This is a genomic window from Arthrobacter sp. 10N43 (genome assembly GCF_056394525.1).
On the sequence record NZ_JBFTIA010000002.1, the window covers coordinates 327,108 to 341,985 of the forward strand.

At 66.9% G+C, this 14,878-nt stretch carries 12 protein-coding genes; 3 read left to right on the forward strand and 9 right to left on the reverse strand.

Annotated features, from left to right (window positions below):
• The first annotated feature begins 83 nt into the window (after positions 1–83).
• Entirely contained in the window at positions 84–2,096 is a 2,013-nt protein-coding gene (locus AC1DDO_RS04110; RefSeq protein ID WP_476971470.1) for a M3 family metallopeptidase, read from the forward strand.
• Between the two features lie 225 nt (positions 2,097–2,321).
• On the opposite strand, the gene pdxS is transcribed toward AC1DDO_RS04110, so the two are convergent.
• The 6 genes from pdxS to AC1DDO_RS04140 form a co-directional block, all read right to left on the reverse strand.
• Positions 2,322–3,248 (reverse strand): pyridoxal 5'-phosphate synthase lyase subunit PdxS, encoded by a 927-nt coding sequence (gene pdxS / locus AC1DDO_RS04115; RefSeq protein ID WP_476971471.1) that lies wholly within the window; start codon positions 3,246–3,248, stop codon positions 2,322–2,324.
• Between the two features lie 208 nt (positions 3,249–3,456).
• Positions 3,457–4,095, reverse strand: a complete 639-nt coding sequence (gene pgsA, locus AC1DDO_RS04120; RefSeq protein ID WP_441409061.1) for a phosphatidylinositol phosphate synthase — start codon at positions 4,093–4,095, stop codon at positions 3,457–3,459.
• Positions 4,088–4,708 (reverse strand): HIT family protein, encoded by a 621-nt coding sequence (locus AC1DDO_RS04125; RefSeq protein WP_441409062.1) that lies wholly within the window; start codon positions 4,706–4,708, stop codon positions 4,088–4,090. The genes pgsA and AC1DDO_RS04125 overlap by 8 nt, the downstream gene beginning before the upstream one ends.
• A 19-nt stretch (positions 4,709–4,727) precedes the next feature.
• Positions 4,728–6,737, reverse strand: coding sequence for a threonine--tRNA ligase (gene thrS / locus AC1DDO_RS04130; protein ID WP_476971472.1), 2,010 nt, complete (start codon positions 6,735–6,737; stop codon positions 4,728–4,730).
• A gap of 106 nt (positions 6,738–6,843) precedes the next feature.
• Positions 6,844–10,344 (reverse strand): DNA polymerase III subunit alpha, encoded by a 3,501-nt coding sequence (locus AC1DDO_RS04135; protein WP_476869548.1) that lies wholly within the window; start codon positions 10,342–10,344, stop codon positions 6,844–6,846.
• The gene (locus AC1DDO_RS04140; RefSeq protein ID WP_476869547.1) at positions 10,341–10,676 is read right to left on the reverse strand and encodes a DUF6504 family protein; all 336 of its coding nucleotides are present in this window, start codon (positions 10,674–10,676) and stop codon (positions 10,341–10,343) included. Before AC1DDO_RS04140 ends, AC1DDO_RS04135 begins: the two co-directional genes overlap by 4 nt.
• A 235-nt stretch (positions 10,677–10,911) precedes the next feature.
• Between AC1DDO_RS04140 and AC1DDO_RS04145 the strand changes: the two genes are divergently transcribed.
• Positions 10,912–11,298, forward strand: a complete 387-nt coding sequence (locus AC1DDO_RS04145) for a hypothetical protein (protein ID WP_441409066.1) — start codon at positions 10,912–10,914, stop codon at positions 11,296–11,298.
• Positions 11,299–11,460: 162 nt separating this feature from the next.
• Here the strand turns inward: AC1DDO_RS04145 and AC1DDO_RS04150 are convergent, their stop codons facing one another.
• Entirely contained in the window at positions 11,461–12,972 is a 1,512-nt protein-coding gene (locus AC1DDO_RS04150; RefSeq protein ID WP_476971473.1) for a GMC family oxidoreductase, read from the reverse strand.
• A 142-nt stretch (positions 12,973–13,114) separates the two neighbouring features.
• Entirely contained in the window at positions 13,115–13,441 is a 327-nt protein-coding gene (locus AC1DDO_RS04155; RefSeq protein ID WP_441409079.1) for a chorismate mutase, read from the reverse strand.
• Between the two features lie 14 nt (positions 13,442–13,455).
• Here AC1DDO_RS04155 and AC1DDO_RS04160 point away from each other — a divergent pair, with 14 nt between their 5' ends.
• Positions 13,456–13,878 carry a VOC family protein gene (locus AC1DDO_RS04160; protein ID WP_476869544.1) on the forward strand — a complete coding sequence of 141 codons (423 nt, stop codon included), beginning with the start codon at positions 13,456–13,458 and terminating at the stop codon, positions 13,876–13,878.
• A gap of 42 nt (positions 13,879–13,920) precedes the next feature.
• On the opposite strand, the gene AC1DDO_RS04165 is transcribed toward AC1DDO_RS04160, so the two are convergent.
• Complete coding sequence (locus AC1DDO_RS04165) at positions 13,921–14,667, reverse strand: SOS response-associated peptidase (RefSeq protein ID WP_476869543.1); 747 nt, start codon at positions 14,665–14,667, stop codon at positions 13,921–13,923.
• Positions 14,668–14,878: the final 211 nt, after the last annotated feature.

Consider the following 14,878-nt stretch of genomic DNA (forward strand, 5'->3'; position numbering starts at 1 on the left):
GGTGGCGCCATCACAAACCGGCGCCATCACAAAACACCGAAGTGATCGTTGAGAACCCGGGCCGTGCATGAAAGAGTCACTTCATGACCAATCCCCTCCTGAGCCCCAGCACCCTGCCCTACGGACTGCCTCCCTTTGCGGACATAGTGGACGCGCACTACGCCGAGGCCGTTGAGGCGGGCCTGGCCGGGCACCTTGCCGAAATCCAGGCCATTGTGGACGACCCCGAGGCCCCCTCCTTCGAGAACACCGCCCTGGCCATGGAACGCTCCGGCCGGCTCCTGGAACGGGCCGCCGCGTCCTTCTTCACGCTCGTTTCCGCGGACGCCTCCGATGCCATCCAGGAGCTCGAGACCCGGCTGTCCCCGCTCTTTGCCGCCCACCAGGACGCCGTCTACCTCAACCGGGGCCTCTACGAGCGCTTCGCGGCCCTGGACACCGCCGTCCTGGACGCAGAGTCCGCACGGCTCGTGGAGGAATACCTCAAGGAGTTCCGTGCCTCGGGCATCCAGCTGGACGACGCCGGGCAGGAACGGCTCAAGGACGTCAACGCCGAGCTTTCCCGGCTCGGCACCGAGTTCGGGCAGCGGGTCAAGGAAGGCATGAAGTCCGCCGCCCTCCTGCTGGACGACGCCGCCGACCTCACCGGGCTGCCCGCCGACGACGTCGCCAGTGCCGCCGAGGCTGCCCGCACCGCCGGGCACGAGGGCAAGTTCCTGCTGACCCTGATCCAGCCAAGCAACCAGCCGGCCATGGCCGCCCTGGCGAACCGGGATGTCCGCCGGCGGCTCTACGAGGCCTCGATCGGCCGCGGCAGCGACGGCGGCAGCCTCGATGTTCTCGATTTGGTCAAGGACATGGTCCGGCTCCGCGCTGAGAAGGCCACCCTTCTGGGGTTCGCGAACTTCGCCGAGCTCAGTGTGGACCGGCAGACGGCACCGGACTTCCAAGCGGTCCAGGCCATGATGAGCCGGCTGGCCCCGGCCGCCGTCCGCAACGCCGACGCCGAGGCGGAGGCGCTGGCCAAGGCCGCCGGCCACCCGCTCGAGGCCTGGGACTGGGCGTATTACTCGGCCCAGGTCAAGCGCGAGCGGTATGCGGTGGACGAGCAGGCCCTGCGCCCCTACTTCGAGCTGGACCGGGTCCTGAATGATGGTGTGTTCTTCGCGGCGAACGCTCTCTACGGGATCACGTTCCACGAACGCGCAGACCTCGACGGCTACCACCCGGACGTGCGCGTCTGGGAAGTGACAAATTCGGACGGCACGGACCTGGGCCTGTTCCTGGGCGACTACTACACCCGCGACACGAAGCGGGGCGGGGCATGGATGAATTCCCTCGTCGAACAGTCCGGGCTGCTGAACACCCGACCGGTGGTGATCAACAACCTGAACATCTCCAAGCCGCCGGCGGGCGAGCCCACGCTGCTGACCCTGGACGAACTCCGCACCACCTTCCACGAGTTCGGCCACGCCCTGCACGGCCTGTTTTCGGCCGTCACGTATCCTCGGTTCTCCGGTACCAACGTGCCGCGGGACTTCGTGGAGTACCCGTCGCAGGTCAACGAAATGTGGATCATGTGGCCCGGGGTCCTGGCCAACTATGCCCGGCACCATGCCACCGGAGAGGCCCTGCCGCAGGAAACGGTGGACAAACTCACCGCCGCGCAGCTCTGGGGCGAAGGCTTCGCCACCACCGAATACCTCGGCGCCGCCCTGCTCGACCTGGCGTGGCATGTCCTGGACGGCTCCGATATCCCCGAGGACGCGGTCGAGTTCGAGGCGAAAGCCCTGGCAGCGGCCGGCGTCGCGCACAGCCTGATCCCGCCGCGCTACCGCACCGGATACTTCCAGCACATCTTCGCGGGCGGCTGGTACGCCGCCGGCTACTACTCCTACATCTGGAGCGAGGTCCTGGACGCCGACACTGTGGAATGGTTCAAGGACAACGGAGGCCTCAGCCGCGCCAACGGCGACTTCTTCCGCGCCGAACTGCTGTCGCGCGGCAACAGCCGGGACCCGCTGGAGTCATTCCGGACCTTCCGGGGCCGGGACGCCGACCTCGGACCGCTGCTGAAGCGCCGCGGCCTGGACTAACCCTTCATCGATTGCTCCGCAGACGCCCTTTAGGAGCCTGATAAGGGCAGTTACGGAGCAATCGACGGGGAAACGACGACGGCGGCGAGTCACCGAAGAAAGGTGACTCGCCGCCGTCGCGTTCGACTGCTTCTCCACAAACTCGGCGCCGAGGCGCCTCGCTTATGGAGCCTCTGCAGCCTCACTTATTAAGCCAAGCAGGTTAGGCGCGATTGTCGCCTAGTGCTACCAGCCGCGCTCGGCGAGGCGGTGCGGCTGCGGGATCTCGTCGACGTTGATGCCGACCATGGCCTCGCCCAGGCCGCGGGAGGCCTTGGCGATCTCGTCCGGGTCGTCGTAGAAGGTGGTGGCCTTCACGACGGCTGCGGCACGCTGGGCCGGCTTGCCGGACTTGAAGATGCCGGAGCCGACGAACACGCCGTCGGCGCCGAGCTGCATCATCATCGCGGCGTCGGCCGGGGTGGCGATGCCGCCGGCGGTGAACAGCACCACCGGGAGCTTGCCGGTCGCGGCAACTTCCTTGACCAGTTCATACGGGGCCTGCAGTTCCTTGGCCGCGACGTAGAGCTCGTCCTCGGGCAGGGAAGAGAGCTTGAGGATCTCGGCGCGGATCTGGCGCATGTGCGTGGTGGCGTTGGAGACATCGCCGGTGCCGGCCTCGCCCTTGGACCGGATCATCGCCGCGCCCTCGTTGATGCGGCGCAGGGCCTCACCGAGGTTGGTCGCACCGCAGACGAAGGGAACGGTGAACTTCCACTTGTCGATGTGGTTGGTGTAGTCGGCCGGGGTCAGGACCTCGGACTCGTCGATGTAGTCCACGCCGAGGGACTGCAGGACCTGCGCCTCGACGAAGTGGCCGATCCGGGCCTTGGCCATGACGGGCACGGACACAGCGGCGATGATCTTGTCGATCATGTCCGGATCGGACATGCGGGACACGCCGCCCTGCGCGCGGATATCGGCCGGAACGCGTTCCAGAGCCATCACGGCCACGGCACCGGCGTCTTCGGCGATGCGGGCCTGCTCGGCGTTGACGACGTCCATGATGACGCCGCCCTTGAGCATCTCAGCCATGCCGCGCTTGACGCGGTTGCTGCCCGTGACGTTCTTCGCGGACGCGCCGGCTTCGCTGCTTACATCAGGTGTAGACACAAAAACCCCTATGGGTAGATAGATGACCTCGCCGGGGCGCGGACGGCACGTTCATGCCGTGTCTCGCACACACCGGATTACCGGATCCATTGGCCGGTAAAGCTAATACTATCCCCCGGCCGGGGCGCCGCAGAATTCGGGTTACAGCAGCCGAATTCCGCGCAGTGCCGGGCGTTCCGCGCGTCCACCGGAGGGGCCTGCGGCGCGGTCAGCCGGCCCGTTCCGGGGTGGTGCCCTCGGGTTCCTCCAGAGACTGGCGGTGGACGGTCACAATGCGCTGGATCACTGTCACCAGGCTGGCGGCCGCGAGGAGGCACAGCGTCACGAAAAGTACGACGACGGGCAGGCCGAGTCCCGTGAATCCGGTGACCACCAGCACGGATACGAGCCGCTCGGCGCGCTCGGCGATGCCGACGTTGGCGTGAAAGCCCAGGGCTTCGGCCTTGGCCCGAGCGTAGGAGACCACCATGCCCAGTACGAGGCAGACGATGGCGGCGATGGCGATGGGCGGGTTGGCACCGCCGGTGAAGAACCACACGGCGAGGCCCGCGAACAGGGCGCCGTCGGCGACGCGGTCCAGGGTGGAGTCCAGGAAGTTGCCCCACCGGCCGCCGCGGTGCTGCATCCGCGCCATGATGCCGTCAATGACGTCGGAGAAAATGAACGCCGTGATGAACAGCGTCCCCCACCAGAGCTGCCCGAGCGGATAGAAAACCAGGGCGCCGATCACCACGCCGAGCGTCCCGACCACCGTCACGGCGTCCGGAGACACCCCGATCCGCAGCAGCCAGCGGGCAACCGGGGAGAACAGGGCGGTGAAGAACCCCCGGGCGTGCCTGTTAAGCATCCTTCTCCCCGGCTGTTTCCTGCGGCGCTGGCATTTCCTGGGGCCAGGCGTCGGCGACCTGCTGGCGAACCTCGCCGAGGGTTTGGGTGATCGCCTTGGTCTGGGCGATGATGGGGAAGAAATTTCCGTCCCCGCCCCAGCGGGGCACCACGTGCTGGTGCAGGTGCCCGGCGATGCCGGCCCCGCCGGTGACGCCCTGGTTCATGCCCAGGTTGAAACCGGAGGGGTTGGCGACCTTGCGCAGCACCCGCATGGCCGTCTGGGTCAGTTCGGCGAATTCCGCCGTTTCCTCGACGGTGAGGTCCGTGTAGTCGGGGATGTGCCGGTAGGGGCAGACAAGCAGGTGTCCCGGGTTGTACGGGAAGAGGTTCAGCACCACGTAGCTGGTCCTTCCCCGGTACACGATCAGGGAGTCCTCGTCCGCCCGGTCCGGGGCGGCACAGAACGGGCAGTCGTCCGGGTTCTTAAACTGCTGCTGGCCGCCCTTGATGTACGCCATCCTGTGCGGGGTCCACAGGCGCTGGAAAGCGTCCGGGACCCCGGCCAGGCCGAAGTCGTCCGTCACGGCGTGGTCGCCCGGATACTCCGGCCCGGCCCCTGTGGAATCCTGCACGCGCTGCCCTTCCGTCTGCCTAGCTGGTCCGGTTCCGGACAGCGTCGACAATCCGCTGGACGGCCTCGGCCACGGGCACGCCGTTGTCCTGGCTGCCGTCGCGGAACCGGAAGGACACGGCTCCGGCCTCGGCGTCGTCTCCGCCGGCGATCAGCACGAACGGGATCTTGTCCTTGCTGGCCGTGCGGATCTTCTTCGGGAACCGGTCCGAGGAAATATCCACCTCGGCCCGGATGCCGGCCGCCTTGAGCTGGTCCACGACGTCGAACATGTAGTCGTTGAAGGCCTCCGCCACCGGGATGCCTACCACCTGCACGGGAGCCAGCCAGGCCGGGAAGGCGCCGGCGTAGTGCTCGGTCAGCACGCCCATGAAGCGCTCCACGGAGCCGAACAGGGCGCGGTGGATCATTACGGGCCGCTGCCGGGTGCCGTCGGCGGCCTGGAACTCGAGCTCGAAGCGTTCGGGCAGGTTGAAGTCCAGCTGGATGGTGGACATCTGCCAGGTGCGGCCGAGTGCATCCTTGGTCTGGACGGAAATCTTGGGGCCGTAGAACGCGGCTCCGCCCGGATCCGGGACGAGTTCAAGCCCGGAGGCCTCGGCCACCTCGGCGAGGGTGCGGGTGGCTTCCTCCCACGTGGCGTCGTCGCCGACGAACTTGTCCTCGTTCTTGGTGGAGAGCTCGAGGTAGAAGTCGTCCAGGCCGTAGTCTTTGAGCAGGCCGAGGACGAAGTTCAGGGTGGTGGTGAGCTCATCCTTCATCTGCTCGCGGGTGCAGTAAATGTGGGCGTCGTCCTGGGTCATGCCCCGGACGCGGGTCAGGCCGTGCACCACGCCGGACTTCTCGTAGCGGTAGACCGAGCCGAACTCGAAGAGCCGCAGCGGCAGTTCGCGGTAGGACCGTCCCCGGGACCGGAAGATCAGGTTGTGCATGGGGCAGTTCATCGGCTTGAGGTAGTAGTCCTGGCCGGGCTTGCGGACCGTGCCGTCCTCGTTCAGCTCCGCGTCGATGTGCATCGCCGGGAACATGCCCTCCTTGTACCAGTCCAGGTGGCCGGAGACTTCGTAGAGGTGGCCCTTGGTGATGTGCGGGGTGTAGACGAAGTCGTAGCCGGCATCCACGTGGCGCTGCCGGGAGTAGTCCTCCATGGCCTTGCGGATGATGCCGCCCTTGGGGTGGAACACCGGCAGGCCGGAGCCGAGCTCGTCCGGGAAGGAGAACAGGTCCAGCTCCGCGCCGAGCTTGCGGTGGTCGCGGCGCTCGGCCTCGGCAATCCGCTCCTGGTAGGCCTTGAGCGCATCCTTGGTGGGCCAGGCGGTGCCGTAGATGCGCTGCAGCTGCTGGTTGTTCTGGTTGCCCAGCCAGTAGGCGGCCGAGGACCGGGTCAGGGCGAAGGCGTTGGAGATCATCTTGGTGTTCGGCAGGTGCGGGCCGCGGCACAGGTCGCACCAGAGGCTGTCGCCGCTCTTGCGGTCCACGTTGTCGTAGATGGTGATGTCGCCGGCGCCGACCTCGACGTTGACGCCCTCTCCGACGTCGGCGGCCTCGTTCTTCTTGCCCAGGAGTTCGAGCTTGTAGGGCTCGTCCTTCATGGCCTCGCGGGCCTCGTCCTCGGAAACCACGCGGCGCACGAACTTCTGGTTCTGGTTGATGATCTTCAGCATCATCTTTTCCAGGGTCTTCAGGTCTTCCGGGGTGAACGGTTCGGCGACGTCGAAGTCGAAGTAGAAGCCGTCCGTGATGTAGGGGCCGATGCCGAGCTTCGCGTCGGGGCGCAGCTGCTGCACGGCCTGGGCCATGACGTGGGCCGTGGAGTGGCGCAGGACGTTCAGCCCGTCCGGGGAGTCGATGGTGACGCCCTCGACCGCGGCGTCCTCGGGAAGGGGCTGGTCCAGGTCCTTCAACTCGCCGTTAACGCGGGCCACAACGACGTCGCGGCGCTCAAAGAAGAGTTCCGCGCCGGTGGTCCCGGTAGTCACCTTGGTCTCTTCGCCGTCGACGAGAATGGTGATCTGCTGGGCATCTGACACGGGTGTCTCCTATTCAAAGTTAAGGCTTCGTAGCTTGTGGCGTACGGGGACCACAGCCAGCCTTGTCCATGCTATCTGTTTACGAAGGGGCCAACCAACGCGCCACTCAGCCGCCCAGCCCGGTGATGGCGAGGTTCCTGCTGATCCCGTCCAGGGGACCGGGCAGCTCCGGCTCGCGGTAGGCCGGGGCGCCCCGCACCGGCTGCGGGAACGGCAGGGTTTCCGTTCGGCTGAGGTCCCAGGCCATGCTGGCGCTGATGCTGATCCCCCGCGGCCCGGTCCGGCGGGTGGTGCCGCGGATCAGCAGCAGCCGGGTGCCGAACAGGAGGGATCCGGACTGCTCCTGCGCCTCGTGGAAGAAGACGGAATCCACGCAGCCAGTTCCGTCGTCGACGCTGATGAACACCACCCGGCGGCCGCCCCGCATGGGCGGGGTCTGGGTGGCCACCCGCACCCCGGCAACCAGCACCTCCGTGCCATTGCGCAGTCCCAGCAGCTTGTCCGCGGTGGTGACGCCGAGCCGGTCCAGCAGCGGCCGGTGGCTGGTCATCAGGTGCTCCGTGACGTCCACGGCCATCAGGTCCAGTTCAGCCCGGACGTTATCCACCATGCTCGGCGCCGGGAGAACCGCCTTCAGGTTCTTCAGTTCAACGTCCCCCAGCGGCAACGCCAGCTGGCCTTCAATGACCTCCACGCCCTTCCGCGAGGAACGGCCCTGGAGCTTCTGCAGGTGCTGGACCAGATCCGCCCTGTTGGCTGCTCCCCCGGACGCCTTATGCAGCGAATCGAAGGCGCCCAGCTGCGCAAGGCGTTGGATGCTGAGCCTGCTCAGCCGTGACCGGGCGCGCAGGTCGGCCAGCGAATCGTAGGGCTGGCCGGCCACAATCCGCTTCAGCTCGGCACCGGAAAGCCCGAAGATGCCGTTCAGGCTCAGCCTGATGCCTAGCCTGCCCCGGTCCGGCCCGGATTCCACAGGCTCCACCCGGTACTCCGCCTGGCTCCGGTTGATGTCGAGGGGCAGGATGGGGATGCCCAGCCGGCGGGCCTCGGCCACGAGCAGGCGTTTGGGGTACATGCCGGGGTCGTGTTCCCAGAGTCCGGCGAGGAAGGCCTCCGGGTGGTGCGTCTTGAGCCAGGCCGACTGGTAGGTGGGCACGGCGAACGCGGCGCCGTGGGCCTTGCAGAACCCGAAGCTGCCAAAGGCTTTCAGCGTGCCCCAGACCTTGTCCACCACCTCGGGACTGTAGTTTCGTGCCCGCGCCTCCTTCCGGAAGAACTCCTCCACCTTGGCCTCCAGCACCTCGTTGCCCAGCGCCCGGCGGAACTCGTCCGCGCGTGCCAGCCCGCACCCGGTCATCACGTCGAAGGTCTTGAGGATCTGTTCGTGGAAAACGGTGACCCCGTGGGTCTCCTTGAGGACCGGCTTGAGGTGGGGATGCGGGTAGACCTCGGGGGCGAATCCGTGCCGGTGCTCCAGGAAGGGCCGGACCATGTCGGATTTCATCGGGCCGGGCCGGAACAGCGATATGTCAATGATGAGGTCGTTGAAATCCCGTGGCGCCATCTTCCCGATCAGTTCGCGCTGGCCCGGGGATTCGATCTGGAAGCAGCCCAGGGTGTGGGTGCTGCGGATCAGTTCAAAGGTTGGCTCGTCATCGAGCGGGACCGCGTTGAGGTCGATGCGCCCGTCCTCGGCGATGTAATCCGGGCCGGCCCCGTCCGTGCCGGCCGGATGCGCGCCGGCGGCGACCACCTCGGCTTTGGAGGGGTGGAGCCGGATGACTTCCCGGACGGCAAAGGCCATGGCGCTCTGCATCCGGACGCCCAGGACATCGAGTTTGAGCATGCCCATGGGGTCCATGTCGTGCTTGTCGAACTGGCTCATGGGCAGGCCAAGGCCGCTGGGCTGGACGGGGGTGCGGTCCAGCAAGGTGGCATCGCCGAGGATGACCCCGCACGGGTGCATGGAGATGTGGCGGGGCAGCCGGTCCAGCCGCTCCGTGAGGTCCACCAGCAGGTCCAGCTGCTGGTTTTCGGTGAAGCCGCGCTGCTCGACCCGGTCCGCAAACTCCTTCAGTTCGGGTTTCTCCGCGAGGGCTTCGCGGAAGTGCCGTGCCGAGAACCGCCACAGCTGCTTGGCAATCTCCCCGACCTCTCCGTCGTCCATGCCCAGGGCCAGGCCGGCGTCGCGCACGGCACCGCGAGCGCGGTAGCCGTTCTGCATGCTCATCAGCGTGACGCGCTCGGCGCCGAAGCGTTCAAAGATCTTCCGGTAGACGTTGTGCCGTTCGGCGCTTTCGACGTCGATGTCAATGTCGGGCAGGGTGGCGCGGTCGCGGGAAAGGAAACGTTCAAAGATGAGGTCGTGCTGGAGCGGGTTTACCTGGCTGATGTCGATCAGGTAGTTGACCAGGCTGGAGGCGCCGGAACCGCGGGCGGCGGCCCGGACGCCCAGGTCCAGGATCATCCGGGAGACCTCTGCGACGGTCAGGAAGTAGGAGGCGAACCCCAGCGAGTCGATGATCCGGAGCTCGTGCTCCAGCCGGCTCCGCATCTGTTGTTCCTGCCGCCCGGTAATTCCCGGGAAACGGCGGCCGATGCCGGCCTCACAGCGCAGGGTCAGCTCTGCGAGCGCGTCGCCGTCGATCCCGATCACGGAGGCTTCCGGGACCACGGGCTGTTTCCAGCCCATGTCTGCCACGGGATCCATGCGGCAGCGGTCCGCGAGCGCCTCGGTCTGGGCGAGGAGCCGTTTGAGGTCCGCCGTGCCGTAGCCGGCGGCATGGATGATCTCCTTGCCCAGCTGCAGCATCTGGGCCGCCGATTTGAGCCAGCCCTGCCCGTTGGGCTGCAACAGAGGGGCGGCGGAGAGCTCGGGGAGTGATTTGAGCGTCCGGGCCGAGTCCAGCACATCGGCCGTGGCCGCGCCGTCCTCGGCCACATACCGCACGGCGTTGCTCAGGACGGCGGGCACCCCGTGTTCAGCCGCGAGCTTCAGCATGCGCACCGCGTGGGCGGTGCTCAGGGGTTCCCCGGGCGGGCTGAGCTGGGACACTGCTTCCGCGGCGAGCGTTCCGGGAGGCATGGCGTCCAGCCAGCGTTTGAACAGGGTGCGGGGCCGCAGGTACCGCCGGCCGCCCATGGCACGGCCGACGTCGGAGTCCGGGCCGATCAGCACCGTCAGGACCGGCTGCAAGGTTTCCGGGTGCAGGGTGCGGGAGGCCAGTTCGGCCCGGGTGACGGCCACCGGTACTGCTCCCCCGGCCTTGCCCGTGGTGCGGGCATGGGCGTCGGAGATCAGACGGCACAGCGCCCTGTAGCCGGCGCCGTTGTTGTGCCCGTGCGCCAGCACGACGACGCGTCCCCCGAGCTGGGTGCGGAGGTCGCCGTCGTCGTCAAATACCGCGAGGTCCACGCCGACGATCGCATCCAGGCCGGCGGCCATGCACGCCTTCAGGTGCTTGACGGTTCCGTAGAGCCCGTCGCGGTCTGTGCAGGCCAGGGCGGTGGCGCCGTCGGCGGCGGCCGCGGCGGCCAGCTCGTCCGGCCAGGAGACGCCATAGTGGGCGCTGAAGGCAGTGGAGACGTGCAGATGGGTGAAGCTCATGCTGTCTCGGGCTTCCGGAGGGGCTGCAGCGCGTCGTGGATCCTCAGGAGCCGCCAGCGGCCGCTTCCGATATGCCTGGTCAGGTCAAGGGTGAGAGTGGAGGCCCCGGCGTGGTCACCGGCGGCACGGACCTGGACCCGCCAGATCTCGTGATCCACCAGTCCCGGCCCGCTCCCGAGCGGCGCCCGGCTTTCTTCTGCCCACCACTGGCGGCGTTCAAACCAGCGGACAGGTTCAGCGCAGACCGTGTAGCGACGTCCGGCCCAGTCCAGGCGCAGGGGCTGGCCCGAGGGCGTGCAGGCGACATCCACGGACTCGCTGAACATGCCCACGTTGCCTCCCGACCCAGTCCGGGCTGGGCCGGCCCAGTCCCCGCTTTGGCTTTCCCTGTCTACTTCAAGTTCCAGCTACTTCAAGGTCCAGCGCTTCTGTATTGATTCGAACCCGTATTGATTCGAACCTGAATTTATTCGAACATATCTTCGAATAAAATCAGTCTACGTCGAAGAGGCGACAAAACCCAGATCGGGGGTGGACGGACGATGGCACAGGTAGCAGGATTGAGCCATGAGCTCCCATATCGCACTCCTGAAGCACGTAAAGGTCGCCGCCAAGAATTCAACCTTGGTGGCGACCTTCGATATAGACGGCAATATCCCGGGGCAAGGCGCCTACGTGGTGGGCCTGCTGGCAGCCGAGCCGGACTACTCCCATCAACGCAGACTGGGCATTGAGTTCATGAACGGCGAGGCGGTCTCCTTCTACTTCTTCAACCATGACGGCACGGAAGAGAACTTCGACCTCAAAGGCGTGGAACACTCAGGAAACACCATCACCGGAAACTTCCCCATCGCGACTGTCCTGGGCCTGCCCAAGGGCCACCTCATGACCGCCTTCAGCGATTGTGACGGCCGGGACTACCAGGCCAACGTGCCTGTCGAAGAGGCCCTCTAGGCGGCAGGAACCGACCCCGGCCGTGCGGAAGTGGCGGCTGCGCGGGCCTTAATCAGTCCAACAGAAATCCGTTGCAGTCGAAGCCGTGGCGGCACGCTTTCGGTCGCTTTCCCGACGTCGGCGGAGACAATGCCGACGAATGTGGCATACCCCCTACCCGCCTCAGGATCCCGCCCCGACCCCTCGACGCCGGGCCGCGATGTGCTCGGCGACCATGATCGTGGGGATGTTGATGTTAGCCGACGGCGGTTCAGGAAGGATCGAGGCGTCGACTACCGAGAGGCCCGGCACTCCGTACACCCGTCCCGAGGTGTCGACCACAGCGCCGGCCCGGGGGTCCGTTCCCATCGCACAGGTACCCACGGGGTGGTGGTAAGTCGTGGCCGTGGCCTTGATCCAGGTGCGAACGGCGACGGCGTCAGCCACCAGGTCCTTCTGGGGCGCGAGCCGGGAACCGCCAGTGATCCGGGTCAGATGAGGGTGGGCCGCGGCGGCGTCCGCGAGCTGCAGGCCCTCCACCAATCGATCGATGTCCACCGGATTGCGGAAGTACCCGAGGTCGATGGCCGGTGCGGCCGTCGGGTCGAGTGTGAGCAGCCGCACCTCGCCGCGCGACGCCGGCTTCAACAACGCAGCGGCGAGCATGCAGCGGTACCCGTCCCCGAGCCGGTACGGTCCGCAGACCATGAGCTGGAGATCCGGTGGATCCGCCGCGGAACTCCGGCTGCTCCGGGCTGTCGCCAGCATCTGGAAGATGGGAGGGTCTCCGAGTGGCTGGAGACAGGGCAGGTCGATTGCCACCCACGGGTGGTCGGCAAGATTCGTCCCCACACCCGGCAGGTCGATCGTGACGGGCCTGCCCAATGCGGCTACGTCCGCGGCGGGGCCGATGCCAGAGCGGATGAGCAGCGCGGGCGAATGGTAGGCGCCAGCGCAGACAATCACCTCATCGGCCGCGATGATCTCGCCCTCGGAGGACCGGACACCTATCGCACGCCCGCGCCGTAGCACGACCTCGGCGATCGGACAGGTCGCGCGGATCGTCAGGTTGGGCCGGGAGCGGACGGGATCCAGATAGGCCAGCGCCGTACTGACCCGCAGGCCCCGCACACAGTTGACTGGTAGCGCCGAGAGACCGACAGCCCCCGGGGCGTTGTGGTCTGGAATTCGCGGGATCCCAACCTCCGCGATGGCGTCCTCCATCGCAAGCGTGAGCTCGGACTGTTCGTCCCCCTGATAGCGGCGGATCGGCACAGGGCCGTCCGTCCCGTGATAGGGCGACGACCCGAAGTCCTGGTCATGCTCAAGGCGGAGGAAAGAGGGCAGCACGTCCGCGAAAGTCCATCCCGGCAAGGCCCAGCCGTCGTAATCGGCCGGATGCCCGCGCAGGGCGAAGGTGGCATTGACGGCCGACGAGCCGCCGGTCACCCGCCCCTGCGGAAGGTCCAACGGAGGACCGCCGGCGACGCCTGTTCCATGTAGCCCCCAGTCGTGCGAGGCCGTGCTGGTGCCATGGATGCCGTCCGCGAGGTCGGCCGGAAGCCTTGCCGCCGGGTAGTCCGGCCCCGCTTCGAACAGCACCACCTCGCGGTCGGCGTCCTCGCTGAGCCGCGAAGCCAACACGCAGCCTGCACTGCCCGCACCCACCACGGCCACGTCATACCGGCTCTTCATCGCTTGCCCTCGCTTCCAACTCCAGTCTCGGCCGGTGGCCGGTATTTGACTAGTTCGGAAATCGAGCGGGCCAAGAGAGGTCTCCGGGCCGCCATGAACGCCGACGGCACGGATACCCGTCCGTCTGGACAATCAGGAGGATTTAGCTGCCGGCTTTGTACACTTCCAGCTCGAGGGTGATGAAAGCGTCGATCATCGCCCGGTAGGTCTTCTCGACAAGTTCAACGTCGATGTCCTTCTTTTCCGCCGTCGCGCGGACGTGTTCGATGACCCGCTCCACACGGCCGGGCGCACGGACCTCGGCGCTGTCCGCCTTGAGGGTCCCGGCGATCCGGATCAGACGCTCACGGCGCCCGATCAGGGACACAATCTGCTCGTCCACCTCGTCAACAGCCACCCGCACGGCGGCGAGCTGTTCGCGGTCGGCCTGGGCGGCCTTGTCGTCTGCGTGATTTGTGGGCATGTGCATGACAGTATCGAAAGATGCAGCCACGAGTCGACTTCATATCACTAGGTGTCCGCAGTGTTGACGCCTCACACCGCTTCTACGTCGATGGCCTCGGATGGCCGGTCCACCGGGAAGTGCCCGGGGAGGTGCTCTTCATCCAGGTCAACCACGGCCTCATCCTCTCCCTCTGGGACGCGGGCCAAATGCAGTCCGAAGCGGCCACCGACGCCCCTGCCGGCATTGCCACCATCACCCTGAGCCACAATCTGGCCAGCACGGCAGAAGTCGACTGGGTGATGGCCGAAGCCGAGAGCGCCGGAGCGTCCATCATCGCCGAACCAAAGACCCAGTCCTGGGGCGGTTACACCGGCTACTTCGCCGACCCCGACGGCTACCGCTGGGAGGTTGCCTTCAACCCAGACTGGGTGGTCGACGGCGGCGGCAAAGTAACGCTTTGAAGTCCGGTACCCAACGCCGGCCCATGCCGGGGCTCTGAAGTCCTAGAACAGGCTCCCCACCGGCTGGATGAGTTCCGGTGAGTCATTCCTGACGTTCCCGACGGCGGTGCCGACGGCGTCGATCGTCCAGCCTTCCGCGACGTCGTGCGCCCCGGCCCGGACCAGGTCCACGAGTCCGGCCGCGTCATCGGCCTGCGGGTCCAGCCACGTCTGCATCGTCTCGCGGTTCATGGGCAGCGGAACCCTGTCATGCAGCGCGGTCAATTCGGCCAGCATTCCCCCGGCGTAGCCCTCCGGCGGGGAGTCGGTGGTCATGATCGAGGTCGAGAGCATCCAGCGCTCCGGGTCGCCCTCAGCCTTGGACGGGTCCCTCCACCATTCGTAGAGTCCTGCGAAGACAATGGGGTGCCCGTCCGTGGGATGGACGTAGTAGGGCTGCTTGCTGCGGCCCTCGCCCTTCCACTCGTAGTAGCCGTCCGCGGGGACGGCACAGCGCCGGGAGCGGGTCGCTTTCCGGAAGGCAGGCTTCTCCAGCACGGTCTCGCTGCGGGCATTGATCATCTTCGACCCGATGCCCGGGTCCTTGGCCCAGGAGGGCACCAGGCCCCAGCGCGCGATGTGCAACTGGCGGACCGGCTCCCCGTCCACCAGCCGTTCGAGCAGGATCGGCACATCCGCCGTCGGGGCCACGTTCCACGACGGCGGAATCGCGATCTCATCCTCCAGCCCGGCATCGAATTCGGCCAGCAGGTCCCCGACGGCCCGGGCCATCACGTAGCGTCCACACATGGCACCAGCATGCCACCGCACCCATTCCGTGTCATCCGCGCCTTCGTGATTCTCTGCTCAGCCCGCCGAGGTCGCCGGAAACGTGCGAAGTCGCCGGAACTTTCCGGCGACTTCGCAGCTTTCCCCGAATTCGCGTCATCCGTGTGCAGTGCCGTCACGCGCCTGCGGGAATAGCGGGCTCCGGGGTACGGTTGTTGGTAGTGACGTACGA